24 protein-coding genes are annotated in these 26,012 nt (G+C 38.8%); 11 read left to right on the forward strand and 13 right to left on the reverse strand.

The genetic code is table 11. The annotated features are described in order from the left end of the window. Window positions 1–2: 2 nt before the first annotated feature. Entirely contained in the window at window positions 3–635 is a 633-nt protein-coding gene (locus PL8927_RS04125; protein ID WP_083617912.1) for a histidine phosphatase family protein, read from the forward strand. A gap of 11 nt (window positions 636–646) precedes the next feature. Here PL8927_RS04125 and PL8927_RS04130 read toward each other — a convergent pair whose 3' ends face one another. The 4 genes from PL8927_RS04130 to PL8927_RS04145 all read right to left on the reverse strand — a co-directional run bounded on the left by PL8927_RS04130 (window position 647) and on the right by PL8927_RS04145 (window position 3,466). After that, complete coding sequence (locus PL8927_RS04130; RefSeq protein ID WP_083617914.1) at window positions 647–1,141, reverse strand: Uma2 family endonuclease; 495 nt, start codon at window positions 1,139–1,141, stop codon at window positions 647–649. A 335-nt stretch (window positions 1,142–1,476) separates the two neighbouring features. Beyond that, window positions 1,477–1,908 (reverse strand): NUDIX hydrolase, encoded by a 432-nt coding sequence (locus PL8927_RS04135; protein WP_083617916.1) that lies wholly within the window; start codon window positions 1,906–1,908, stop codon window positions 1,477–1,479. Between the two features lie 58 nt (window positions 1,909–1,966). Then, window positions 1,967–2,419, reverse strand: coding sequence for a DUF3531 family protein (locus tag PL8927_RS04140; protein ID WP_083617918.1), 453 nt, complete (start codon window positions 2,417–2,419; stop codon window positions 1,967–1,969). 12 nt (window positions 2,420–2,431) lie between these two features. Further along, window positions 2,432–3,466 carry a Sll0314/Alr1548 family TPR repeat-containing protein gene (locus PL8927_RS04145; protein WP_083617920.1) on the reverse strand — a complete coding sequence of 345 codons (1,035 nt, stop codon included), beginning with the start codon at window positions 3,464–3,466 and terminating at the stop codon, window positions 2,432–2,434. 256 nt (window positions 3,467–3,722) lie between these two features. On the opposite strand from PL8927_RS04145, the gene PL8927_RS04150 reads away from it, so the two are divergent. From PL8927_RS04150 to PL8927_RS04180, 7 genes are all read left to right on the forward strand, one after another. Further along, window positions 3,723–4,406, forward strand: coding sequence for an ABC transporter ATP-binding protein (locus tag PL8927_RS04150; RefSeq protein ID WP_083617922.1), 684 nt, complete (start codon window positions 3,723–3,725; stop codon window positions 4,404–4,406). Window positions 4,407–4,540: 134 nt separating this feature from the next. Then, window positions 4,541–5,290, forward strand: coding sequence for a 16S rRNA (guanine(527)-N(7))-methyltransferase RsmG (rsmG, locus tag PL8927_RS04155; protein ID WP_083617924.1), 750 nt, complete (start codon window positions 4,541–4,543; stop codon window positions 5,288–5,290). Window positions 5,291–5,508: 218 nt separating this feature from the next. After that, entirely contained in the window at window positions 5,509–6,489 is a 981-nt protein-coding gene (locus tag PL8927_RS04160; RefSeq protein WP_083617926.1) for an ABC transporter substrate-binding protein, read from the forward strand. 259 nt (window positions 6,490–6,748) lie between these two features. Next, window positions 6,749–9,409 (forward strand): hybrid sensor histidine kinase/response regulator, encoded by a 2,661-nt coding sequence (locus tag PL8927_RS04165; RefSeq protein ID WP_083617928.1) that lies wholly within the window; start codon window positions 6,749–6,751, stop codon window positions 9,407–9,409. Beyond that, window positions 9,399–10,784: a diguanylate cyclase domain-containing protein gene (locus tag PL8927_RS04170; RefSeq protein ID WP_083617930.1), complete on the forward strand. Its 1,386-nt coding sequence runs from the start codon at window positions 9,399–9,401 to the stop codon at window positions 10,782–10,784. Before PL8927_RS04165 ends, PL8927_RS04170 begins: the two co-directional genes overlap by 11 nt. Before the next feature lie 133 nt (window positions 10,785–10,917). Continuing rightward, window positions 10,918–11,133 carry an AbrB/MazE/SpoVT family DNA-binding domain-containing protein gene (locus PL8927_RS04175; RefSeq protein ID WP_083617932.1) on the forward strand — a complete coding sequence of 72 codons (216 nt, stop codon included), beginning with the start codon at window positions 10,918–10,920 and terminating at the stop codon, window positions 11,131–11,133. Between the two features lie 2 nt (window positions 11,134–11,135). Next, complete coding sequence (locus PL8927_RS04180) at window positions 11,136–11,561, forward strand: putative toxin-antitoxin system toxin component, PIN family (RefSeq protein WP_083617934.1); 426 nt, start codon at window positions 11,136–11,138, stop codon at window positions 11,559–11,561. A gap of 63 nt (window positions 11,562–11,624) precedes the next feature. On the opposite strand, the gene PL8927_RS04185 is transcribed toward PL8927_RS04180, so the two are convergent. Further along, window positions 11,625–14,918, reverse strand: coding sequence for a tetratricopeptide repeat protein (locus tag PL8927_RS04185; protein ID WP_083617936.1), 3,294 nt, complete (start codon window positions 14,916–14,918; stop codon window positions 11,625–11,627). A 254-nt stretch (window positions 14,919–15,172) separates the two neighbouring features. On the opposite strand from PL8927_RS04185, the gene rpiA reads away from it, so the two are divergent. Beyond that, window positions 15,173–15,883 carry a ribose-5-phosphate isomerase RpiA gene (gene rpiA, locus PL8927_RS04190; RefSeq protein WP_083617938.1) on the forward strand — a complete coding sequence of 237 codons (711 nt, stop codon included), beginning with the start codon at window positions 15,173–15,175 and terminating at the stop codon, window positions 15,881–15,883. Between the two features lie 286 nt (window positions 15,884–16,169). Next, window positions 16,170–17,351, forward strand: coding sequence for an aldo/keto reductase (locus PL8927_RS04195; protein ID WP_083617940.1), 1,182 nt, complete (start codon window positions 16,170–16,172; stop codon window positions 17,349–17,351). Between the two features lie 80 nt (window positions 17,352–17,431). On the opposite strand, the gene PL8927_RS04200 is transcribed toward PL8927_RS04195, so the two are convergent. The 7 genes from PL8927_RS04200 to PL8927_RS04230 form a co-directional block, all read right to left on the reverse strand. Beyond that, on the reverse strand, window positions 17,432–18,574 hold the full coding sequence (locus PL8927_RS04200; protein ID WP_083617942.1) for an AAA family ATPase: 1,143 nt from the start codon (window positions 18,572–18,574) through the stop codon (window positions 17,432–17,434). Window positions 18,575–18,622: 48 nt separating this feature from the next. Continuing rightward, entirely contained in the window at window positions 18,623–20,086 is a 1,464-nt protein-coding gene (gene cysS / locus PL8927_RS04205; RefSeq protein ID WP_083617944.1) for a cysteine--tRNA ligase, read from the reverse strand. 327 nt (window positions 20,087–20,413) lie between these two features. Further along, window positions 20,414–20,752, reverse strand: a complete 339-nt coding sequence (gene hisI / locus PL8927_RS04210) for a phosphoribosyl-AMP cyclohydrolase (RefSeq protein WP_072719933.1) — start codon at window positions 20,750–20,752, stop codon at window positions 20,414–20,416. 27 nt (window positions 20,753–20,779) lie between these two features. Next, a complete protein-coding gene (locus PL8927_RS04215) occupies window positions 20,780–21,238 on the reverse strand; it encodes a SufE family protein (protein ID WP_083617945.1) in 459 nt (152 codons plus the stop codon). A 287-nt stretch (window positions 21,239–21,525) separates the two neighbouring features. Further along, window positions 21,526–23,067, reverse strand: a complete 1,542-nt coding sequence (gene trpE / locus PL8927_RS04220) for an anthranilate synthase component I (protein WP_083617969.1) — start codon at window positions 23,065–23,067, stop codon at window positions 21,526–21,528. Between the two features lie 105 nt (window positions 23,068–23,172). Beyond that, a complete protein-coding gene (psaD, locus tag PL8927_RS04225; protein ID WP_083617946.1) occupies window positions 23,173–23,601 on the reverse strand; it encodes a photosystem I reaction center subunit II PsaD in 429 nt (142 codons plus the stop codon). A 245-nt stretch (window positions 23,602–23,846) separates the two neighbouring features. Further along, window positions 23,847–24,329 carry a CRR6 family NdhI maturation factor gene (locus PL8927_RS04230; protein ID WP_083617947.1) on the reverse strand — a complete coding sequence of 161 codons (483 nt, stop codon included), beginning with the start codon at window positions 24,327–24,329 and terminating at the stop codon, window positions 23,847–23,849. A 164-nt stretch (window positions 24,330–24,493) separates the two neighbouring features. On the opposite strand from PL8927_RS04230, the gene PL8927_RS04235 reads away from it, so the two are divergent. Continuing rightward, window positions 24,494–24,943, forward strand: a complete 450-nt coding sequence (locus PL8927_RS04235; protein WP_083617948.1) for a Fur family transcriptional regulator — start codon at window positions 24,494–24,496, stop codon at window positions 24,941–24,943. 64 nt (window positions 24,944–25,007) lie between these two features. Here the strand turns inward: PL8927_RS04235 and PL8927_RS04240 are convergent, their stop codons facing one another. Continuing rightward, window positions 25,008–25,478, reverse strand: a complete 471-nt coding sequence (locus PL8927_RS04240; RefSeq protein WP_083617949.1) for a DUF4079 domain-containing protein — start codon at window positions 25,476–25,478, stop codon at window positions 25,008–25,010. Between the last annotated feature and the right edge of the window lie 534 nt (window positions 25,479–26,012).

The raw sequence follows: 26,012 nt of genomic DNA on the forward strand, positions 1-26,012 counted from the left end.
TTATGCCTCAAACGGTTTGGATAGCACGACATGGTAATCGGATTGATTTTGTCAATCCCGCTTGGTTTAATACCGCAGAACGACGTTATGACCCCCATTTATCCGATGATGGTGAAATTCAAGCCAAACAATTAGCAAATCGTTTAGTCGGGGAAGGAATTACTCAAATTATTGCTTCTCCGTTTTTAAGGACGGTACAAACGGCGAATGCTGTGGCTGAAAAGTTAGATTTATCGATTAAGTTAGATTGGGGATTAGGAGAATGGTTAAATCCTGACTGGATGAGTTGTCCTGAAACCTTACCCCTAGCAATTTTATCTCAAGAATTCCCCCGCATTGATTTATCCCATCCCGTCGGAGTCTTCCACTATCCTGAAACCTGGGAAGATTGTTTAAAACGCACCGCAGACACCGCTAAACGGCTAGTTAATACTTTTCCCCAGGATGATTTATTATTAGTTGGACATGGTGCTTCTGTATTAGGAACAGCACTCGCATTGATTCCTAGTTTAAAGGAAACGGAGATAAAACCTTCGTTATGTTGTTTATTCAAATTGGTTCAAAATGGAGAGAAATGGATACTAGAACTCAACGATGATACCGAGCATCTTACCGAATCAGAAACGGTAATCTAACAGTTTTTAGTTCAAGTTGTAGGCAGATTTCTGCGTTTAATTTCCTCTGGAAATTCTGGGACTAACAAAGATTTACTTAATTCTCCTTGGCGATTGTAAAATTTCATTTTACCCTGGATATCGCAAACCCAAACTTCTTCTGCTCCTGCTGCGAAATACAAATCTTTTTTTTCCAACATTTCTTCTAATGTATTACTAGAAGATTTTACTTCTACGCAAATTTCTGGTGCAACTGAAGCTACTGTTTCCTCTAAAATAATATCGGCTATTTGATCGCTAGTCCAAACAACATCAGCAACTTTAACTCCGTCCGTTGTTTGAATTGCACATTCTGGAAATGCCAAACCCTTTTCTATTAGAGAACTCAACAAAGTTATAATTATACCTTGATAAGCTGAATGTTTAGGTTTGGCTGGACTCATGACAATTTGTCCCCATTTATTCAATTCAATTTTAAAGGGTAAGTCTTGCAACTGTTTATTTTCACAAACTTCTTGCCATTGCATAGCCAGCTACCTCAATTGCTTACGATAATTTTAACACTAAGGTTGGAGCGATCGCACTTTTTAACCCATGTTTAGTATCTAGTCCTTTCAAGCTGACTCTCCTGCACACTCAGAGATCGCCCCATCCATTTCTTCCAGAGAAACAGCTTTTCTACCTTCTTCATACAGCATCCCAGATAATTCTCTGACATCAATTTTACCGGGTTGTAAATAAACTTTGCCATCTGACCCGATCGCAAAATCAATTGAGTCGCCCGGTTGCAGTTTGAGTCATTGTATAATTTCTAAAGGAATCGCAACTTGTCCAGAATTAGTTAATTTTGTTATTGTCATTTTTACTCACAATATTGTAAAAACTGTTCAGGAAATAGAATCAATTCTCCTGATTTAAACTGTTCTAGGGGAACCCATAAGGCTTTTTTCGTGCGTTTTTTCTCCAGAAATTCTAGTTCTTCAAGTTGGTAAAATTTAAGATCAACAAAATCACATTTATAGAGTTGAATTAACTCATGGTAACTTTTTTTGTCGTAAATAAAAATATTCTCTAAACAGCCTAAATAGTGAATATTTGTTAATTCCGCTTGAATCTCTTCTTGAAATTCTCGTTTTAAGGCATCAATGCTCAATTCTCCAAAGTCAACGCCTCCTCCTAATGCGCGATAGAAAGTTTGTTTTTTAATTTTATCATAACCTTGGGAAACAAAAATGCGATCGCTATTTTGAATTAATCCTAATGCTAACACTCGAATTTTACTGGGTTTAGACATAACTAAAATCAGGATAGTATAGAGAGACAGAGAGACGCGCCATAGCACGTCTCTACTACTAATTATAATCGCCTACACTGGATTGATAAACATCTTTTTCAATCGGCCAATCCTCATTTTCACCGCCAAAAATTATTTTTTCAATGATCACATATTCTTGACTCAATTGACGAAAAGCATTGATTAAAACATCGAGAGCAAAAGCATCACTGGTTCCCAAATCAAACCAACACCGCGCCCAGACTCCCTCATATTCGATTTCTCCCATATTGTGCATCAATGCCATCATACTATTATCAACAATTGCATCATCATAGGTTAAATAATTTAAGTCAATTCCTGTGTCCTGAACCTGTAGATTTTCGGCGTTAAACCCTCCCATTTTTCCTAATAAAAACCAAGAATCAAACACTTCCTCAATATAATCCCGTTCACTCCGCGAGGGAACCGTTTGAAATTGTAGCCAAATCCAAATATCAAAAGGATTACATTCTCTAAACAAAACTTCCATAATAATAAACAGTTATAAGGGTGGTAATTGATTGGCAGTTGGCCCCCAAAGACCATTAGCATCTTTAATTGTATCGCGCAACGGATCACAGGGTCGTCCTTGATTATCAATGCGGTTTAAATTTTTGCATTGTTCATAAAAGATTTGAGCAACTAACCGCTTAGGAAGTTGATTAGATTGACCTAAAGATTGAGTAAAATATTGTTGGGCTTCCTGTAACTGAGAAGGAATTGTATTTTGATTTTCTGCTTTGAGTTTTTTCCCTTGTTCTGCTAAAATTTGCGCTTTCAAATATAACACTTCTGGATGATTGGGCGCTTCAGATAGGGCTTTGTCTGTATAACTCAATGCTTGCTCATATTCCCCTAAGTTTTGATAGCCAATAGCAATTCCTCGATAGGCTAAATAACTCGGTTTAGCTTGTTGTTCAAGTTTTTTTATCGCTTTTTGAGAGTCAGAAAAGGGAAGATTTAAGGATAATAATAAATCCATATAGCCTTGAATTAAATTTAATTCGGGATCTTGAGGATTAATTTTTTCAGCAACATTTAAGGATTTTAATACCTCTTGGAGTTGATTTAACGCTTTAGGAGCGCCTTTGAATGTGCCTTCAGTTACGATGGTATGACCTCCTTGTAAAAACAAACCCACCGCAATATAAAGATTACCGCGTAAAGGGTCTTTTGTACTTAATAATTTAGCGGATTCTAAGGTTTTATCGCTATAGATTTTTAACGAATTAAAATCCTGATCTTGGTAAGCTAAAGAAGCTAAAAGAGCATAAGCTAAGGGTTCATTTGGTTCTTGTAATTTAGCTTTTTCTAAATATTGTTGAGATTCTTTATAATTTCCTCGCTCAAACATGGCTCTAAATGCAGTTTCTGTTTGATTTCCAATCGGGCGAGGATCATCTTTGCGGAAGGGATCAGCAGCTAAACTGAGATTAACCCCTAAATTCAATACCATCAAACCTGCACTGATTCCTAGAAAAAGCCCTTTCAGGATTGGGCGAAATTTCGGACTTTTACGCCGAGAATAAATGATCATTGTTTTCCTCCTCTTGTTAAAGTCAAAACTGAACCCGTAACAACAGCCAAATTAAGGCTATCGTTTGTTCCGATCTCTATAAATATTAATTTTTTTCTCGCCTTTCCGCAAGGGTAAACCCGGATGTTTTTGAGAAAATGGGTAAAAATAAACGGCTGATTGTGCTATAATCTAAGCTAAGGGAATTGGGCATTGAACCGTTCCTCTTGCTTAATTTTTTCGGCTGAACTTCTCATTTTATTTGTGTTTTTTTGTGATGCTTTATATCAAAAACTTAGTTTATCATCCTGCCGCTAGCGACAACCCAATTTTAACTCAGATTAACTTAGAACTGGCACCGCAGCAAATGGGACTGATTATTGGGCCTAGTGGTTCGGGGAAAAGTACATTACTAGAAATTTTAGCGGGTTTAGCTGAAAAAACGAAGGGCAATATTTGTTGGCGACAGCAAGAATTAACTTCAGAACACTTACAACAGCTTGTAGGTTTAGTCTTTCAATTCCCAGAACGACATTTTTGTGGCGGAACAATTTTAGACGAGTTACGTCTCGGTCATCCAGAATTAGGTTCAGACCAGGTTCATCAAGCTTTAGATGAAGTAGGACTCAGCCATTTATCCTTACAGGCGGCTCCTCATTCCCTCAGTGGCGGACAGCAACGACGTCTAGCATTAGCGGTACAATTAATTCGCCAACCGCATATTTTAATGTTAGATGAACCCACCGCAGGTTTAGACTGGTCAATGCGACAACAATTAATTAATTTGTTAGGTAAATTAAAAAAACATTGGACATTATTAGTTGTTACCCATGATGCTAGAGAACTGTTTAGTCTAGCAGATCGGTGTTGGTCTTTGAAACACGGTGATTTAACTTCTCTTGATTTGAAAACAATGGCAATGGAAAATCAACAAAAAATGGTGGCTTTTCCGAAAGTTTAACTCTGGGTAAATTAACTCTGGGTAAATGATCGCAACCGCCCCGGCTGTTAGGACAAAGATTGATCCTCAAACCAAGGGGGATGAAATATGAATCCTCCGGTGTTCCCTGTTCCCTGTTCCCTGTTCCCTGTTATATGAATGAAATTCCCTTTCCTCAATTGCCCGAAATGACTGCAATTTGGCAGGATACTTTAGATTGGCAACCTACTCCTGAACAACAGAATTTATTTCAAGGTTTATATCAGTTAATTGTTGAGTTTAATCAACAACTTAACTTAACTCGTTTAACTGATCCTGATGAATTTTGGGAAAAACATTTATGGGATTCCTTGCGAGGAATTTCACCCTTATTATCAGGAAAAATTTCCATCCCTCCCGGTGAAAAATTTATTGATATTGGCACCGGAGGGGGTTTCCCCGGAATTCCGGTGGCGATAGCTTTACCGAATTGTTCCGTTACTTTATTAGATTCAACCCGCAAAAAAATTACCGCTTTAACAAGTATTTTAGAGCAATTAAACATCAAAAATACTATTCCTTGGGTGGGCAGAGCAGAAGCTCTCGGTCAACACCCTAGACAGCGAGAATCCTATCAGTTTGCTCTGTTAAGAGCCGTTGCTCCTCTATCAGTTTGTGCAGAATATTCACTGCCTTTATTAACCATTGGCGGGTTAGCGATTCTCTATCGAGGTCACTGGACAACAGAAGAGGAAAAACAGTTAACATCGGCGGTGAAACAATTGGGAGGAGTGATAGAATCAGTCGATGCTTTTACCACCCCTTTAACCCAAAGTATTCGCCACTGTGTATCGATTAAAAAAGTAAAATATACTCCTAAACAATATCCGCGAAGTGTTGGAGTTCCAGGTCAAAAACCCTTGTAGTAGTAAGCCCTTCAGGGCTAAGAGAGTCCTAAAGGACTCACTACGAAACTTGTATTAAGCCCTTTAGCGCTAAGAGAGTCCTAAAGGACTCACTACGAAATGGAAAATTTTTATTTTTCAAGATTTAATTCACCCAGATTAGGTTAAATTTTATAAGAGATTCGATATTACCGATCCTATTTTGAAATTAATTCAATAAATTTCAGTTCGCTTATACTATGCTTAAACTACTGAGATATATTAGTGTTTTTCTAATTACCGTCTGTTTGCTATTTGCTTGTCATACTTCAGCACCGACCCAATTAAAACGCCCTCCTTTGAAAGTGGAATTTACATCTTTTGTTGGGGAGCATTCAGGCATCATTGCTCAAGAAAAAGGATTCTTCAAAGCCCAAGGGGTAGATGTAGAATTAATTTATAAACAATACATCCAATTGGAAATAGCAAATTTCAGTGCGGGTAAGTATGATGGCATGGTAGTGACCTTGGGAAGTTTTATCAACTTGAGTGCCACAAATCCAGATATACAAGCTGTGGTGGTTATAAATGAATCAACAGGAGCAGATGTGGTAGTCGCCCAACCACAAATTAAAACCGTCGCTGACTTGAAAGGGAAAAAGTTGGGTGCAAATATAGGCGGTTTTAGCGAAGTTTTCGTGACTGAAATGTTGAAAACTGCCAAGTTAAGCAGCGATGATGTGAACTTGGTTAAAGTAGAAGCTTCAGAAATTCCTCAACGCCTAAAAAATAATGCCATTCAAGCCGGACACACTTGGGAACCCCATCTTTCTGAAGCGATTAAATTAGGGGGACATATCCTATTTACCAGCCAACAAACCCCCGGCTTGATTTTAGATATGATTGTCTTTCGTGGTGAGACAATCCGCGATCGCCCCGAAGACGTTCGGGCATTTGTCAGAGGATGGCTAGAAGCCTCTGCTTACTGGCAAGCAAATGTTCAGGAAGGAAATGCTATCATTAGTAAAGCGTTAAAAATTCCTCTTAATACAATTTCTCTGGAGGGAGTAAACCTAACTAATTTAGATGAAAATCAAAAATTCTTTCAATCTAGCAACCCGAACTCCATTTACAAAAATGCCAAGGTATATGCAGACTTTTTTATTCGCTCTGGAAACATGACGCGCATTCCTGAGCTAAAAAGTTTGTTCAATTCTTCTTTCTTAAACCCTCCCTCCTAGTTTAAGAGGATGTTTGAAAAGTTTTGTTGTTGGTAGCAAAACGGTTTAGATCCCCCTAAATTTTCCTTAAAAAGATCCCCCTAAATTCCCCTTAAAAAGATCCCCCTAAATTCCCCTTAAAAAGGGGGACTTTGATTCAGTTTCCCCCCTTGAAAAGGGGGGCTAGGGGGGATCGTTCCCTGCTTTTTAAAGGGGACTAGGGGGGATCAACAGGTACTTAAAAACACAGCAAATCACTTTGAAAACATCCTCTAAAGCCATGCAACACCCCCTTTTGGGCGGTATCCGTACAAAGTTGATCGCTTCTTTTCTGATTGTTGCTTTGATTCCTTTGCTATTATTGGCATTTCTTGACAAACAGACAACTGAAAAAGCCCTAACTGACAATGCAAAACAAGCCCTATCTGCGGCGGCTAACGAAACCACTAACAGAATAGATGCCTTTATTGATGGAAATCTCAATGCCGTGCGCGTAGAGGCACTTTTACCCGGTTTGGCACGCTACCTCAGCCTAACTCCAAAACAGCGAAATAACAGCCCCGAAATGCAATTGGCGACAGAAACATTAATCCGTCTCAGTCGCAAAGATATGGTCAATATTCTCTCATACTCTTTGCTCGACTTAAACGGAAAAAATGTATTGGATACAGATACATCAGATATTGGCAAAGATGAATCGGGTCAAGATTACTTTAAAAAACCACTACAAACGGGGTTATCTTTTGTTTCTAGCATGAAGCGATCGCCGACAATTCCTGACCTGGTAACGCTCTTTTTTAGCAGTCCGGTTCGCAATGCCAATGGAGATATATTGGGTGTCTTGCGTGTTTCCTACAATGCTACTGTTATCCAGCAGTTAGTCACTCGACAAACTGAACGGGCTGGGGCAAAATCTTTTGCTATTCTGTTAGATGAAAATAATATTTATTTGGCACATAGCACTGCACCAGAACTGCTTTTTAAATCAATTGTACCTTTGTCTGCCCCTGTTGTAACTCAACTGCAACGGGAAGGGCGTTTATCTAATTCTCCTGTCAAGGAATTGGCAACTAATGAGCCAAAACTTAAGCAAGCATTGGATCATAAACAGTCATATTTAATTGCATCTTTGGCAGCAACAGATAATCAAGTTAATCTGATTGCGATCGCTCGTTTGCAATATAAACCTTGGTCTGTGTTGTTCGCCCAGCCCCTTGCTGTTGCCCTAGTGCCCGTAGAAAAGCAAATTCGTGATGCAATGTTTCTATTAGCATTGATCGCCTCAGTAGTGACAATCATCGCTTTTGCTACTGGGCAACTGCTAACAAAGCCAATAATTTACCTTACCAATATAGTTTCCAATTTTAGCGCAGGTAACTTAGATATCCGCGCCAAAATTAGCTCAAAAGACGAAATAGGTCAACTGGCAAAATCGTTTAACAATATGGCACTTCAGTTACAAACATCTTTTGAAACCTTAGAACATCGAGTAGAAGAACGCACAGCAGAGTTAGTTATTGCTAAGGAAAAAGCTGAAGTTGCCAATCAAGCTAAAAGTATTTTTATTGCTAATATGAGTCACGAATTGCGATCGCCTTTGAATGCTATTTTAGGCTTTTCTCAATTGATGGTCAGAAGCTCTAATCTTCCCTCTGAACAATATGAAAATGCCGGAATTATTTATCGTAGTGGTGATTATCTATTAACTTTAATTAATAATGTTTTGGATTTATCTAAAATTGAAGCCGGAAAAACGACATTAAATCCGACTAATTTTGATTTGTATCAGTTATTAGATGATTTAGAAAATATGCTAGATTTACAAGCCAGTAATGCCGGATTAAAATTAATCTTTGAACAAAGTGAAACCCTTCCTCGCTATATTTGCACCGATGAAGTTAAATTGCGTCAGGTGTTAATTAATTTACTCAGTAATGCCATTAAGTTTACTTCTCAAGGGGGTATTACTTTAACAGTTTTTCAGGACGAAGAAGACTCAACGGACGTTATTAGCTTAAATTTTAAAATCTGTGATACAGGAGTGGGAATTTCCCAGGCGGAATTACCCAAACTCTTTGAAGCCTTTAGCCAAGCCCAAGCCGGGAAAGAAAAGCAAGAAGGGACGGGTTTAGGATTAGCCATTAGTCGGAAATTTGTCCAATTAATGGGGGGAGATATTTCTGTTGAAAGTCAACTCGGACAAGGCACAACTTTCTATTTTTCAATTCAGGCAAAACCCGGTCAAAATATTAATACTAAACTCTCAGGAACTCAACAAAAAGTATTAGGATTAATACCGGGTCAGCCGACCTATAAAATTCTAACTGTTGATGATAAAGAAATTAATTGTAAATTATTAATTAAACTTTTAGAACCCTTGGGATTTGAGGTAAAAAAAGCGAGTAATGGATTAGAAGCGATCGCCATTTGGGATGAATGGGAACCTCATTTAATTTGGATGGATATGCGAATGCCAATTATGGATGGTTATGAAGCTACAAAACAGATTAAATTGACGACAAAAGGCAATGCGACTGCAATTATTGCTTTAACAGCGAGTGTATTAGAAGAAGAAAAAGCGATTGTGCTTTCAGCAGGATGTGATGATTTTATTAGAAAACCCTTTACAGAACAGAGTATTTTTGAGATGCTTGCTAAACATTTAGGTGTACAATATATCTATGAAGAAACACAACCCATCTTAAATCCTGTCTTACCAGATGAGCTAACCTCCGATGCGTTAACAGTAATGTCTCAGGACTGGATTTCTCAACTCTATAAAGCAGCACTTGAAGCCGATGTCCAAGTTGTGATGGAATTAATCACCCAAATTCCCGATACCCAGATTTTTCTGATACAATCCTTAACACAACTGGCGCGTAAATTTCAATTTGAGCAAATTGTTGAATTAATTGAACCCCTGAGTAATTATGAATCCTGACCTTTCACCTGCAACTAAAGGGAATATCCTCCTAGTCGATGATCTTCCTGAAAATCTGCAACTCTTAAGTGATTTGCTGATTAAACTCGGCTATACCGTTCGCAGTGTCACCAGTGGGCGAATGGCGCTCAAAACCGTGAAGGTGAAACGACCGGATGTGATTTTTTTAGATGTTAAAATGCCTGAAATGGATGGCTATCAAGTCTGTCAAACCATCAAAGCAGATCAAGAATTCCGCAATATTCCGATTATTTTCATTAGTGCTTTAAATGATGTTTTTGATAAAGTCAAAGCCTTTGAATCGGGGGGTGTAGACTATATCACCAAACCCTTTCAAGTGGAAGAAGTGGTAGCACGTTTGGAAAGTCAATTAACAATTAAACGACAGCAACGGCTTCTCGAAGAAGAAATTATTAAGCGTAAGGAAGCCGAGGAGGTATTGTATCAATCGCGGGCGTTACTATCGAGTATTTTAAATAGTTCCCTTGATGGTATTGCTGCTATGCAAGCTGTGCGGGAACCTTCAAGCGGAGAGATTCGAGATTTTCGGTGCTTAGTTGTTAATCCGATACTAGCGAAAGCCTTTGAACGCACTCGTGAAGATATGATTGGCAAATTAATTATAAAAAAACTCCTCAACCGAGTTCAACCCGAACTATTTTATCGTTTTGTTAGAACTGTTGAAACGGGTGAATCTTTAGAACAAGATATTTATTATCCCTCAATAGAACCTCGCTGGTATCACTTCGTTGCGGTCAAGTTAGGGGATGGTTTTGCAATTACAATTCGTGATATTACAGCCCGGAAAAAAACAGAACTAGCCCTCCAAGATGCCAATCAACAATTACAACAACTGGCAAATCTGGATGGTTTAACAAAAGTAGCTAACCGTCGTTGTTTTGATGCGCGTTTACAACAAGAATGGCAGGCTTTGATCAGACAACAACGACCCCTGACCTTGATTATGTTCGATCTCGATGGGTTCAAAGCTTATAACGACTACTACGGCCATCTAGCGGGGGATGATTGCCTATTCCGGGTTGCACAAGCGGTTTATCAATCGACTCGCCACCTCGATCTCCGGCGTCCCATTGACCTTGTGGCTCGTTACGGAGGCGAGGAATTTGTTGTCCTGCTATCGAAGACCAATTTAGAAGCCGGAGTTCAGGTAGCACAACGTATTCAGCAAGCTATTTATCGTTTGGCAATTCCCCATATCAAATCGGAAGTTAAAGAAATGGTGACGGTTAGTTTAGGAATTGCTTCGATGATTCCAACTTTAGAGGTTCAGTCAGATCAATTAATAGAACTTGCAGATCAAGCGTTGTACAGTGCTAAAAAACAAGGGCGTGATTGTTATTGTATCAAAAATTAAGGCTGTTCACGACTGATTAAAAACTGTTCCCTGCTATTATTTGATTAATTTATCTTGCAGTTTGGTTTCGGGCATAATTGACAATTGAGCCTGAATAACAGATAATAAATAGTAAACAATTAAGAATATTACTATGCTGGCTAAGTTGACTACTGAAAATCAGCTTACTCTACCTAAAAGTATAACTCAAGCCATCGGGGAGGCTGAATATTTTGAAGTTAAGGTAGAAGGTGGACAAATTATTTTGACTCCAGTAAAAATTCAGGGGGCTGATGCTGTACGGGCTAAATTAGCGACTTTGAATCTGAATGAACAGGATATTAATGATGCTGTCGAGTGGGCGCGTTAGTGATGATTGAGTGTCCACGAGTGGTAATTGATACAAATTTAGTTTTGTCAGCCTTAGTATTTGGGGGCAAATTATCCAGATTGCGCTTTGCGTGGCAGGATAATCGCTTTATTCCTTTAGCGTCTCAAGTTACGATTGCGGAGTTAGTTAGGGTGCTGACTTACCCAAAGTTTAAACTCACAAACTCGGAGCAGGAAGATTTATTGTCAGACTATTTGCCGTTTTGTGACACTGTATTGATGCCCGATACTTTGCCTGTAGTTCCTGAATGTCGAGATCCGTTTGATATCCCTTTTTTGCTGTTAGCTGTTGTTGGTGAAGCTGATTATTTGGTGACAGGTGATAATGATTTACTCTGCCTTGCAAATAATTTTTCTTGTCCGGTTTTAACAGTTGATAAGTTTTTAACGGTTATCAATTATCAATGACGTTAATTTTGCTTGTTACAACATCATTGTTTCGCTGTTCCATAACTTTCTAAAAACTATTGCCTATTCCCGATAAAGTTTCCAAAAAATATCATACATTTCCTTAGCTAATTTTTTAGGATTCCATAACGGAGCTAAAGAGTTAGGGTTTTGAGATTGAATTAAATGGGATTTAATTTGAGCGCGTAAATTCGCATCCAAACCTAATCTAATCCCTAATTCTGTATATTCTTCCCAACTCCAAGCAACACCGATCTCTAAATTTACGGCTTTTAAAAACGAATAACCCATGCGGGAAAGATACTGTTCACCAGCATGAGTAACTATCGGTAAATTGGCAGATAACGCTTCTAAATTATGGGTTCCTCCATTATAGGGATAGGAATCTAATAACGCATCAGCCACATAATAAATAGCTCGATGTTCTTCTTCTGTTCGAGTTAACCCAATAAACATCACCCGACTTTTATCAATATCCTGTTCTGCACAAACTTGTTGATACATTTCTCGAATTAATTGATTATCCCCTTGACCTTTGCGAAGTAGCACACTATTAGGAACACCCTTCAGAATTTTAACTTGAGCTTGAATCATCTCCAGATTAGTTTTTCGTCCGGGTGCAACACATAAATACACGATTTGATCGAGTTGAATATTCAAACTATTTCTAACTGCATTTCGATCCACCGGACGACTTTTAAAAGGTTCTAAAGCCACGGAAGTATGCGGTAAACGGATTAACTGCTCTAGGTAATGTTTTTCAATGCCTTGGGGATGGGTATATTGATCACAGAAGAAATAGTTATCTGGGGAAATATAGGGAGCATCAAACCCTAACCAAGACACACAAACTGGGGCAGGTCTACGATATAAAATCTGGACATTTGTAGGAACAGTCATAGAGTCTAAATCCACTAAAATATCTAACTGATCTTTGAGGATTTCTGCTGATAATTCCTCCGCCGAAGCAAAGCCATTAGGATAGGCTTTTGGCCAATAAAATCGAGTTGCTATTTGTTCAAATCGTTGAGTAACTTCATCCGCAGGTAACTGTCCGGTAACATAAATATAAATCTCAGGAGAAATTAGGGATAATTCTCGAATTAATGTTTCACTACACCATCCCACAGAATGACGACGGAAGTGTTTAGAAATAAAGCCAATTCTCAGGGATTTAGAGGCAGTTTTGGAAGGCACAGAAGCATACTGAGGGGATAAAACATCACTAAAGCGATGTTTAGCATATTGTTGAGCAATCAATCGATAAAATTGAGCATTGGCTTCTAAAGCATCCCGAAGATGAGACAGGGTAAACAGGAGAATTTCATACAGAATAATCACTTCCCCGATGCCCAATTGATCGGGATATTGATAACAGATTTTTTCTAATTCTATAAGTTTTTCTAAAGCGGGTTGACAAGCCCCAGATTGACTATAGGCAAAAATATAGGAAATAGCCGATAACACCGGAACTTTATCCCCACATTTTTGACAATATAAATCCGACATTTCCCGCGCTTTTGCTAAATTTGTGGAATGACTGAGTAAATCACATAACTGTTGATAGGCTTCTGTAAAATCGGGTTTAAGTTCAATAGCTTTCTCTAAATTAATAATCGCTTCTGCGGGTTGATCATGTTTGCGAATATGGGCTAATCGACAATGAATTTCTGCCCAATTCGGTTTAATAGCTAAGGCTTGTTCAAAGTTTTGAATTGCGGCGGTGACATTGCCAATTCGAGCATAAAGGTTAGCTAAATTGGCATAACTATCCATAGAATCGGGTTGAAGTTTAATCACTTGCTGATAGTGATAAATTGCCTTTTCTACCTCTCCTTGATTGGAGAAAATATGACCGAGATAAAGATGGGGTTGGGGTAAATCGGGGTTGAGTTCAATGGATTTGTAATATAATTTAATTGCTTCTTTTTCTTGCCCTTGTTGCGATCGCACACTCCCTAGATTAGAATAGACTTCTGCCCAATTGGGTTTTAAGGAAATGGCTCGTTGATAACTTTGAACAGCCTCCTCCCATAAGCCTCGACGCGCTAAACTATTGCCAAATTCAAAGTTAAATTCGGCTTCAACTAAATTCGGTTGTAATTCTAAGGCTTTTTGCCAAGCAGCAATAGATTCATCCGCCCGACCTAGGGTTTGAAATACTTTGCCTAAATTCCAATAAACCGCCGCTAAATTAGGATTAAGTTCTAACGCTTTTTGATAACTAGAAATCGCCTGATCCCAACGTTGCATTTTAAACAACATTGTTCCCACATTAGCGTGAACTTCGGCAAAATTGGGTTGGAGTTCTAAAGCTTGAGAATAAGAGCGTAATGCCGCTTCAATTTTCCCTTGAAAATGTAAGGTATTTCCTAATGTTAAATAGGCAGGTAAATAGTCGGGTTGTAGTTTTAGAGCTTGATGACAAGCTGCGATCGCTTGATCATAAAGTCCTTGATTCATTAAGAGTTCAGCTTGTTGCTTATACTGTTCGGCTGCGGAGTTTTCGCTCTTTTTTGAAACAGGATTTTCAACAAAAAATTGTTCATTCCCAGAAGCAATTAACGCCGTTTGAATATTCGACTCTGATCGAGATTTAAGTTCTTTCTCTAGTCCAGAACTCGCTAGTTCTACCCCTCCTTCATAAAACCCTTGATTGTCTTCCTGAACTTCACTATCTTCCTGGAGTTTTAACTGAAGTAGTCGATCAAGTTCCTGATGAGCAAAAACCTGTTGAGGATTAATTTCAATAGCTTTTTTATAACAATCAATAGCGTAATTTATTTGATCAATTTTTAGCCAACTTTCAGCTAATTTTAAATAAAATAATTCTTGCTTGGGTTGCAGAGCGATCGCTTTTTGATAATAATCAATAGCTGGATTGATTTGATTCTGTTTACTCATTAAATTACCCAGCATCCAATAAATTAACCCGTAATTAGAATTAATTTCTAGTGCTTTTTGATAACACGAAAACGCCTGATTAAATCGTTCTTGCTGAAAATAAACACTTCCCAAATTAGCATAAGCTTCTAGGAAATTCGGTTGAATTTCTATTCCTTGGCTATAGGCCCAAATTGCCAAATCCAAACGAGATTGAGTATAAAACGCATTACCAACAACTAAATAAGCAGAGGATAATTGGGGTTGTAAACTCAGAGCTTGATTGAGACTATTAATTCCGTCCTCTTCCTTTCCGATTAAAATATAAGCTTCCGCCAATTTTTTATAAACTTCTGCCTCTTGGGAATCTATCTTTAAAGCTTGCTGAAATCTATTGATCGCAGCTTCTAAATTTCCCAATTCTTTAAGCTGAATTCCTTGTTTTAATAAGGCAGAAACGGAATCTAAACTCACAAGTTACTCTCCAATCAATAATTAAACACCCATTTTAATAATTATAGCAATCAGCAGGGAGCGTGTTTACAAAAACTTTCGTCTTCTTTGTGTCCTTGTGTCTTTGGGGTTAAATTAGGCTTTCTCCTTATAAACATAGCCACAAAAACTGCTATATATTCCCTAATTGCCCCAAACTCGGTAGACTAATCAGGGGGAGTTAAATTTAAAATTGCCCAGTGTCCAAAACAGTCCTTTATTCAGGATAAATTAGAATGAGTGAACAAGATCCCGTAACATTGATGAAACAGTACGTCGGGAAAGCGGCGGCGGATCGAGTACAATCGGGAATGATTGTTGGACTCGGAACAGGTTCGACAACAGCCTATGCCATTCAGTATATTGGAGAACGTCTAAAAAGTGGGGATATCAAAGATATTAAAGGTATTCCGACCTCGTTTCAAGCAACAGTATTAGCCAAAGAATATGGCATCCCCTTAACAACATTAGATGAAGTTGATAAAATAGATATTGCCATTGATGGCGCCGATGAAGTTGACCCGCAAAAGAATTTAATAAAAGGAGGTGGCGCTGCCCATACTCGTGAGAAAATTGTTGATAGTTTGGCGGATGTTTTTATTGTTGTCGTCGATAGTTCTAAATTAGTTGATCGACTCGGATCAACGTTTTTATTACCCGTTGAAGTCATTCCTATGGCCATGACTCCTGTAATGAAAGCGATCGAAAAATTAGGAGGAAAACCGACCCTGAGAATGGGGGTGAAAAAAGCTGGGCCAGTGGTGACAGATGAAGGAAATTTAGTCATTGATGTTAAATTTGATGCCCTGAAAAATCCCGCCGAATTAGAAAAAGAAATCAACAATATTCCTGGAGTTTTAGATAACGGTTTATTTGTGGGGGTTGCTAATATAATCCTTGTGGGTGAAGTTATCGACGGACAAGCTAAAGTTCGGGAAATTTCCTAACCTAAAAACTCTTGTTCCCTGGTTCTACCAGGGAATATAATACTAGAGGCTCTGCCTCTATTTAACAGCAGGCGGAGCCTGCAAAAAGACATTGCTAGGTAGAACCTAGCAACGAGAGAAAGTTCGGGAAATTTCCTAACCTGAAAACCCTTGTTCCCTGGTTCTACCAGGGAATAGCCTACTAGAGGCTCTGCCTCTATTTAACAGCAGGCGGAGCCTGCAAAAAGACATTGCTAGGTAGAACCTAGCAACGAGATAAACTAACTATAATATCAACTTTTATATGATGTATTACAGACGATTTGGACGAACAGAATTACCGATGCCTGTGTTTTCTTGTGGCGGGATGAGATATCAACATCAATGGCAAGATATCCCCTTTGATCAAATTCCTGAAGCTAACCAAAAACAAGTCGAAGCTTGTATTTATCGTTCTCTGGAATTGGGAATTAATCATATTGAAACGGCTAGGGGTTATGGGACTTCAGAAATGCAGTTAGGGAAAATTTTACCCCAACTTCCCAGAGAAAGATTAATGGTACAAACTAAAGTTTCTCCCAGTCCCGATCCTTTGAAATTTAAACAAGATTTTGATCAATCTTTGGCTTATTTACAATTAGATTATATCGATTTATTGGCTATTCATGGGATTAATAATGATCAAGGTTTAGAGGATTCTATTAAACCTGGGGGTTGTTTAGCGATCGCCAAGCAATTACAAGCGCAGGGAAAAGTTAGATTTATCGGATTTTCTACTCATGGCCCTACCGAAATTATTACTAAAACTATTGAAACCAATGAATTTGATTATGTCAATTTACATTGGTATTATATTAATCAAAATAATTGGCCAGCAATTGAAGCGGCAACTCGCCACGATCTGGGGGTTTTTATTATTAGTCCTTCCGATAAAGGCGGTCAACTCTATAACCCCCCTGAAAAGTTAGTCAATTTGTGTTTTCCTTTGAGTCCAATGGTGTTTAATGATTTATTTTGTTTAAGTCATCCTCAAGTTCATACTTTAAGTATTGGAGCTTCTCAAGCAACGGATTTTGATGAACATTTAAAAACTATTCCCCTTTTAGATCGCTGGGATGAAATTTTACCTCCTATTCAGCAACGTTTAGAACAGGAATTAATTAATTGTTTTGGGGAAAATTGGGCAAAAACCTGGCATATTGGTTTACCCCGTCAGGAACAAACCCCGAATAATATTAATATTCCGGTGATTTTGTGGTTAAGAAATTTAGCGATCGCTTATGATATGATTGAATATGCTAAAATGCGCTATAATTTATTAGGAAATGCCGGGGATTGGTTTCCGGGAAAAAATGCTGAAGGGGTAGAAAATTTAGATTTAAGTCAATGTTTAGTTAACAGTCTCCACGCGGATAAAATTCCTCAACTCTTAGCAGAAACCCATCAATTATTACAAGCTGAAACGGTTTTACGGTTATCGAAAAGTTAAGAGATAAGGAGAGTTTATTGAAATTTCTGTTATAGTGCTCCGCACTCTTAGAACAGGGAATAATAATATTAAGTAAAAATTTATAAACCGCCACCAGGACGATGAAGTAAGTCAAAATTTTCGTCGAAATATTCTTGAAAAGTAACGGGAAAATCTTCTATTCCCTCTATAGGATTATCTAATTTATCTAAATTAATTAATTCTCCATCTTTAAGAGATTGTATAATAAAAGGGGAATGAGTTGTCGCAATAAATTGAATTTTGGGAAAAGTTTGTCGTAAATCATTAACAACTTTTCTTTGCCATTTTGGGTGTAAATGTAAATCAATTTCATCAATTAAAACAATTCCCGGAGTTTGACTGGCGGCTTGATCTTCTAATTGAGGATTAAGAACTGCTGCACGATAAGCAATATCAGCAACCATCGCTAACATATTACGAACACCATCACTTAACAGCCGAAAAGGAAGAATTTTTCCTTGATTTGATGTAATCATTAAATCATCTTCTAATAAATCATATTTGATACTATTCCAATCTTCTACACAATTAGTGATCGCTTGTTTAACTGATATTAAAACTTTTAGGGTTTCATTTCGTTGCATTCCTACCATTTCCATTGTTTTAAACCAACGTAACATCAATTTTTGATTAGATGCAGCATCTAAACAATCTAAATAACCCCTCATGCGAGATCCAGGTTCAAGAGTTTCTACTGCCCTTTCTTTTTTTTGTAGCCATAATCTTCCAGTACCATAATAAGCAATTAAAGGTAAAACAATATTTTCACCTAGACTTACCTTTTGTTGCATCTTTTCGGAAATTTCAATCAGATCAGTTGCACCTATTCGCGTAGTTCTTCCTCCTCTTTTTCTTAATTCTCTTGTCCACGCAATAGTAAGAGAATCGAATTTATTTAATAAATTCGCGGGATTTTCACTAATTGAACCTACACAATAAATCTTAACGGGATATTGAGGTTCTAAGGTGGGAATTTTATTTTTTGTATAACTAATTCTATAAATTTCATCATCGCGTATATGACGAGAATGAACATCATTAAAACCAAGAAATAAACTTCCTATTCCCACAGCTAAAGCATCAAGTAAAGCTGTTTTTCCAGTACAGTTATCTCCAACAAAGACAGTAAAATTTTGTGAGAAATCAAATTTTTTCTCTTTAAAACCCCGAAAATTTTTGACTTCAATATGATTAATTTTCATTAGTTTCATCCTTGCTTAAAGTTGGATAATTAGATTAATCAGTCTTAATTAACGATGCCAAATGGTTTGATTTCCGGGTTGATCAATTAAGGTAATCCCTAACTGTTTGAGATGCTCTCGAATGCGATCGCTCTCCCCATAATTCTTAGCTTTTTTCGCCTCTAACCGTTGTTGAACAAACACCTCAATCTCCTCATCACTCAACCCACCTTCACCCGGTAGAGACGTTGCATGCAACGTCTCTACCGGATGTGCTTCTAACCCGAAAACGGTAGCTAATTCCCTTAAAGTTTGCCAGGTTTTTTGTAATTGTTCTGTAGAGGTATTGATTTCGCCTCCATGTATTAAGATATTGCGATCGCGTCTTAATTCTTTGGCTAATTCAAATAAAACCGCTAACCCTTCAGGGGTATTAAAATCATCATCCATTGCCGTTGTAAACCGGGAAATGGCATCATCATCAATTAAGGCTTTTTCATCGGGTTTAAAGCCTAATTTCTCGCCGTATTCCGTACCAAATAATAACCCCTCTTTTAACGTATTCCATCCATTTTCAGCAGAAGCGATCGCTTCATCAGTAAAGTCTAACGGTTTGCGATAATGTCCTTGTAAAATAAATAAACGAATCACCATTGGATCAAGAGGACTATCCAATAAAGCGCGAATTGTGGTAAAATTTCCTAACGATTTAGACATCTTTTCACCACTCACCGTCACCATACCATTGTGCATCCAATATCGTGCTAAAGGTTGATGGGTTGCTCCTTCAGATTGAGCAATTTCATTTTCATGATGGGGGAAGACTAAATCACCACCACCGCCATGAATATCAATGGTATTTCCTAATAGCGATCGCACCATTGCCGAACATTCAATATGCCATCCGGGGCGACCTTTTCCCCAAGGAGATTCCCACGCAGGTTCACCTAGTTTTGCCGCTTTCCAGAGGGCAAAATCCGAGGGATCTTTCTTCTTAATCACATCAGGATCAGATTGAGAAATTCGACCGCTTGCACCTGCTTGTAATTGTTCCTGTTGACGACCCGATAATTTACCATAATCGTTAAACTGTTTAACACTATAATAAACATCCCCATCGACAGCATAAGCAATTCCTTGCTGTTCTAATTCTTGGATTAATTCAATAATTTGGGGAAGATGTTCAGTAACACGAGGATAGGCATTTGCATCTTTAATATTCAAGCGTCGGATATCTTCAAAATAAGCTTGAATATATTTATTAGAAACCGCCTCCATTGTTGCGCCTTCTAACTTAGCTCGGTTGAGAATTTTATCGTCAATATCAGTAAAATTCTGAATATAATTAACGGTATAGCCCCTATATTCTAAATAGCGTCTAACGATATCCCAAGCAATATAGGATCTCGCATGACCTAAATGACAATAATCATAAACCGTCACCCCGCAGCAATACATTTTTACTGTACCAGGTTCTAACGGTTGAAAATCTTCTTTTTGACGAGTTTGAGTATTATAAAGTTTGATAACCATGTTTTTTTATAAGAGGGAACAGGGAATAGGGAATAGGGAATAGAAAGAAGATTGGAGCTATAACTGTTAACTCCTACGAACGCTATCTAGTTCAAAAAGTTATTAGTGGGTTTTTACACTAACTACGGGCGGGATAACCCAAGGAGTGTCAACTTAACCCACGTTAGCCCTGAACTAAAGTTCGGGCTAAAAGCTGAAGTCATCTAAAGATGACTAACATCCTTCTTCATTAACCCGTTTTAACGGGTTTTAGCTCTTAGCCTGAAATTTATTTCAAGGCTTTTAGCCTTAAGTTGACACGCTTTGGGGGAGACGCCGCCCCTACGGTTAACATTTGACTTCTGTAAAAAAACAACTTCTTGCGCCTGTATGACAAGCGATATTGCCAATTTGTTCTATTTTTAATAATAAAGTATCGGCATCACAATCATAATATAATGATTTAAGTTTTTGAATATGTCCTGATGTGGCTCCTTTATGCCATAATTCCGAACGAGAACGACTCCAATAGTGAACTTCTTGGGTTTCTAGGGTTTTTTGAATCGATTCTTTATTCATCCAAGCCATCATTAATACAGTTCCATCTTCTGCATCTTGAGCGATCGCAGGAATTAACCCTTGATCATTAAATTTTAACGCTTCTATCCACAAATAATCTTGATTCATTGCTCGGTTAAATTGTCAAGTATTTTTTTAGATTCCTGACCCTTCAGAATTGAGGTTTGTATCACAGGTAACGGCTTTTTTCTTCAAGGTTTGAAAAATATTGAAAAAGCCGTTAGCGCGAGAAGGTGTTAAACTCGCTTGTAATCCTGTTTCTTGAATAAAATCCGGTTGAAGTTGAGCAATTTCTAGGGGGGTGAGTCCATTCATTCCCATAATTAAAAAAGCAACTAATCCTTTGGTTAATTGAGAATCAGACTCTCCTTGAAATTGAACTTTTCCCTGATCATCTAAGTCAGCAATCACATAAACTTGTGATACACAACCGGGGACTTTATTATCAGAAATTTTCTGATCTTCTGGAAAGGTCGGAAGTTTTTGGGCGATGGTAATTAATTGTTCATAACGCAATTTATTAGAAGAAGCGCGTTTAAAACGCTGTACCATCCGTTCTAAAGTAGGGGGTAAAGGGGTTGTAGTGGAAGACATGATCCAAAACGATACAATTTCTACCTAAGTTTAGCAGGTGCTGGCAAGTCGGGAGGTTATTCCTGTCATACCCCGTAGGGGCGAGGTATTCTCTAAAGTCCGTTAACTTAAGTCATAATGCCCTGAACTAAAGTTCGGGCTAAAAGCTCAAACCCGTTAAAACGGGTTAAGAAAGACAAGCCTTCAGTCATCTTTAGATGACTTTAGCTTTAAGCCTGAAATTTATTTCAAGGCTTTTGGGGTTAAGTTGACGGACTTTGGGTCTCTCGCCCTTAGAGGGAATATGATTACCCTTTTAAACAGCGAATGGCTTCTAATAACCCCCGTGCTTTATTCAGGGTTTCCTCGTATTCTTTTTCGGGTTGGGAGTCGGCGACAATACCCGCACCCGCTTGAACACTAACTTGATGTTGATTTTCACCTTGATTTTGAACAATCATGGTACGAATAGTAATCGCACTATTGAGTTGTCCTTCAAAATCATAGTAACCATAAACCCCAGAATAGGGGCCACGGCGACAACCTTCTAATTCATGAATAATTTCCATCGCCCGAATTTTAGGGGCTCCGCTAACTGTCCCGGCGGGAAAACAAGCTTTTAATAGATCCCAAGCGGTTTTAGTTTCGGCTAATTCTCCGATGACATTACTAACAATGTGCATGACATGAGAATAGCGTTCAATTACCATTAATTCATCAACTTTAACCGTCCCCATCTGACAAACTCGCCCTAAATCATTGCGTCCCAAATCGACTAACATAATGTGTTCCGCGACTTCTTTAGGATCTTGTAATAAATCTTCCCCTAAAGCTTGATCTTCTTGAGGAGTTTGACCTCGGCGACGAGTTCCCGCAATGGGACGGACGGTAGTGATTAATTTTCCGTCCGGGTTTTTTTCTGCTTTCACCATAACTTCAGGACTAGAGCCAATTAATTGCCAATCTCCAAAGTTAAAATAAGCCATATAGGGAGAAGGATTAATTAACCGCAAAGAACGATATAGGGAAAAGGGATCACCGGAATATTCTGTGGTTAACCGTTGAGATAAAACAACTTGAAAAATATCTCCCGCTTTAATATATTGTTTGCCTTTTTCCACATTGGCGCAGAATTGCTCTTGGGAAACGTTACTCCTGTAGGTTAAGGTTGGTTGCTCCCCCCGTGCACGGGGGGTTGGGGGGGCGGGAGGAGTCCATTCTAAAAGGGTAGTTTCTGGGGATAATGGAGATTGGAGTTTAGCAACTAATTGTTGAACGCGATCGCAAGCTTGTTGATAGGCCGTTTCTAAATCTGTATTGCGAGTATCTGCGTAAGCGATCGCCCAAATTTTGCGTTTAACTTGATCAAAGATTAATAAATTATCAACCTGCATCCATAACCCATCGGGTAAATCATCGGAATTTGGGGAATACACAGGAACACGGGACTCGATCCAGGGCATTAATTCATAACCCCAAAACCCAAATAGTCCGCCAATTCCCCCAGGAAGTTGAGGCAATTTTACCGGATGATAGGGTTTTAAACAGTCTTGTAGCGCGTTAAAGGGATCACCTGTAAATTCTTGAATTGTTCCATCTCGCCATTTTTGTACGGTGCGATCGCCTTTGGCTTCTAAAATCCAAACCGGATCACAACCTAAGAAACTATAACGCCCAATTTTTTCGCCACCTTCAACAGACTCTAACAGAAAATTATAGGGTTGATTGGCACAAACCCGATACCAAGCGGAAACGGGAGTATCTAAATCAGCCACCCATTCTTGATATACCGGAATAAAATTTCCTGTGGAAGCCCGTTGAGCAAATTGGGAGAAATCGGGAAAAATCATAGCGACAAGGAGCGAACAATAAAAAATAAAGGATGAAGGTGAGAGTAAACCATCCTTCATCCTAATCTGTTTAGGGCATTGCGCCCGTTAATTAATCAAAGAGTCTTAAACGTCAATGGGGGTTTTGCCTGTAAATTTGACTTTAGCCGGATCGACATTGCTGCCAATATTACGGCCAATAAGATTGACGGATTCACGTCCTTGATTGACTTTTTCAGGGAAAACGCCATCTTGGGGATGGAGGTATTCGGTTTCGCCGTTGGGGAAAACGCGATAGATTTTATAGTTTTCTATTCTGGGTTTGAATTTTGACCGCAGTTGAGCGCCTAAAGCTAGACACTGTTCTTTGCGGGCCAAATGCAGAAGGTTGTCCCCTTCGTTCATAATCGCTGCGCCACCGGTGGGCATTTCAAACACCTGTTCTTTAGTGCTAGTCCAGGTGATCGCATATTTTTCTTCCACCAGGGCCTTTGTTAATAAGCCACCTGTGCTGCCGCCAAACTTTGGTGGTGTTCCTGTCAGTGCTTCTGCCATAGAAATATCACTCAAATTATGTTTTTACGGAATCGTAACATTGATGTTGCCCTTGTCTATAGCAGTCGTAAAGAACTGTTACAGAAGAAGAGAATACCGGGAGTACCGGGAGCGCCGGAAGCCGGGGGAGAAGGGGATCACAGGAGAGTCAGTAGAGACGTGCTATGGCGCGTCTGCACAAGCCAAAAGTCAACCGTTAACCCCCAACCGTCAACCGTTAACCCCCAACCGTCAACAGCCAACTGTCAACCGTTAACAATATATTCAAAGAAGGTATCATCGAGGTCATAGCCGAGCATTTGGGCTAGAGCCATGAGGCGGGATTTGCTGGGGATGTTGTGTTGGGTGAGCCAGTGGTTGAGGACAAAGATCTTTTGCATTAAAAAAATTTCTAGGGCTTCGGGATTATATTGGATGCCTTCGGTACGATGGAATTGATGGGGGACTAACATGGCAACGTAACGGGCTAATTCACCGGATTTCCAGTCCAGAAAAAAGGGAAGCCAAGGATAATAAGCATCTAGGCGAATAAACCAGAGTCGGACTTCAGGAACTTCTGAAATTTCTCTGGGGTCATCTGGGTCACGGGAATAGTCGATCTCGAAACTAATTTGCTGCTCATAAGCGGTAATCGCGGTATTTTGAAGCAGGGGATCAATAACGGTTTGAACGGGAGACAGATCTAAATGATTTACTTGCTCAGAATTTAGCGTTATTGTAATTGCCATTCAATATCATCCTTTATGGAAGTGGATTTTAGATTAATTTTAGATTTGGCGGGGATAATCTAAGTTCGTTAAAATTCCTAAGATACAATGGAAGCATAGGTGTGATTGTTTTATCCCTTATCTCAAAACTATTGAAATTTGCTAAATAAACTGAGGCGAAAGTAGTGAAACCAATTCGTTCTTTAGAAGATGCTATCAATTGTTGTCAAGCCAGAGGAATGCGGCTGAGTCGTCAGCGTCGTTTAGTTTTGGAGTTGCTTTGGCAAGCTCAAGAACATTTATCAGCACGCGATATTTATGATCGATTGAATCAACAGGGTAAATCCATTGGTCATACCTCGGTCTATCAAAATTTAGAAGCTTTATCGCGGGAAAATATTATTGAGTGTGTAGAACGTTCTGAAGGTCGTTTATATGGACATATCAGCGATTCCCATTCCCATATTAATTGTTTGGATACGGATCAAATTTTAGATATCCATATTGAATTACCCCCAGAATTATTAGCCCAAGTTGAACAACAAACTGGAGTAAAAATTACAGATTATCAAATTAATTTTTACGGTTATCGTGTTAATCCCGTGAGTATCAATGAAGCGCCGAAAGCTTCTTAAGGGCGGTTGACCGTTGACCGTTAAAGCCAACAGTCAACAGTCAACAGTCAACCGACAACCCCGATTACATTTTACTAATAAGTTTCTGCACGATTTCCACTCCGGTGACGGCTTGCCAACCAAATAGTCCTAGAATGACTGTATTGAGGCTAATATGGCTGACTCTAGCCCAATTCGCGCCTTTTTGCATATAAGGCGTTAAGGAGGCGGAAACGGCTATCATTCCGGTCATTCCTAGTCCCGCTAATAGATGGGGGCCAACAAAGAGTTTACCGTTATTAATATAGGTTACAGCCATCCCGCCCAGGGTTCCCAAAACCATTAAAGCCAATAACAGCGAACCAATTTGGTGATGTTTAATATTGAATTTTCCTTTAATTAACTCTTTTTTCGTGTCCCCTTCCGCTTCACGGGTACGACGAATTTGGACACCCAAATACATGGCATAAATGGATAATCCTAACAAAACCCACATCAGCAGGGGATGAAAGAAATTCAGCCAAGGCTTAATCGTTACTAGAATCGGCAAATCCATAATGTTCTCTGAACCAGCAATAAAACTTATTGACACTCTCAGGTCTGAAGACGCTGAGATTCTGCGGACAGAATTAGTTTAATTTAATTCTCGCTACGATTGCCAAAGATCGTCTACTGAGTTGATTAAGACACAAGCCTAATCTTCCCGATACTTTTACTCTTGAATTGAGACACTTTCAGAAGCCATCACTAAGCCAAGTTGCGGTACGCTCTACAATCTGCCATTATTTGCTCCTTGCTTGTCATACTGTCGTTAGGACTTTAACCTAACCGTTGTTTCAGGGGAGCCGGGATTTCTCCGTACTAGAATGCTTCAACACGCAGATGTTTATTATTCTTACTTGTGTTTTTAGATTTTAGCACATCTTTTAATATTTCAAGGGGAATAAATTCCCTTGAGTCCTGTTTCCTCTGTTGTCTGAAGACACGCTCGTTTCCACACTCCCAGACTTGTCTTATGAAACTTAGCAGACACCAATCACCCGCCATCTGTTAATCGTTTCGGGACACTTGATCTTTTTTGATCTGCCTG

Origin of the sequence: Planktothrix serta PCC 8927, from assembly GCF_900010725.2 — a bacterium.
Taxonomy (GTDB): domain Bacteria; phylum Cyanobacteriota; class Cyanobacteriia; order Cyanobacteriales; family Microcoleaceae; genus Planktothrix; species Planktothrix serta.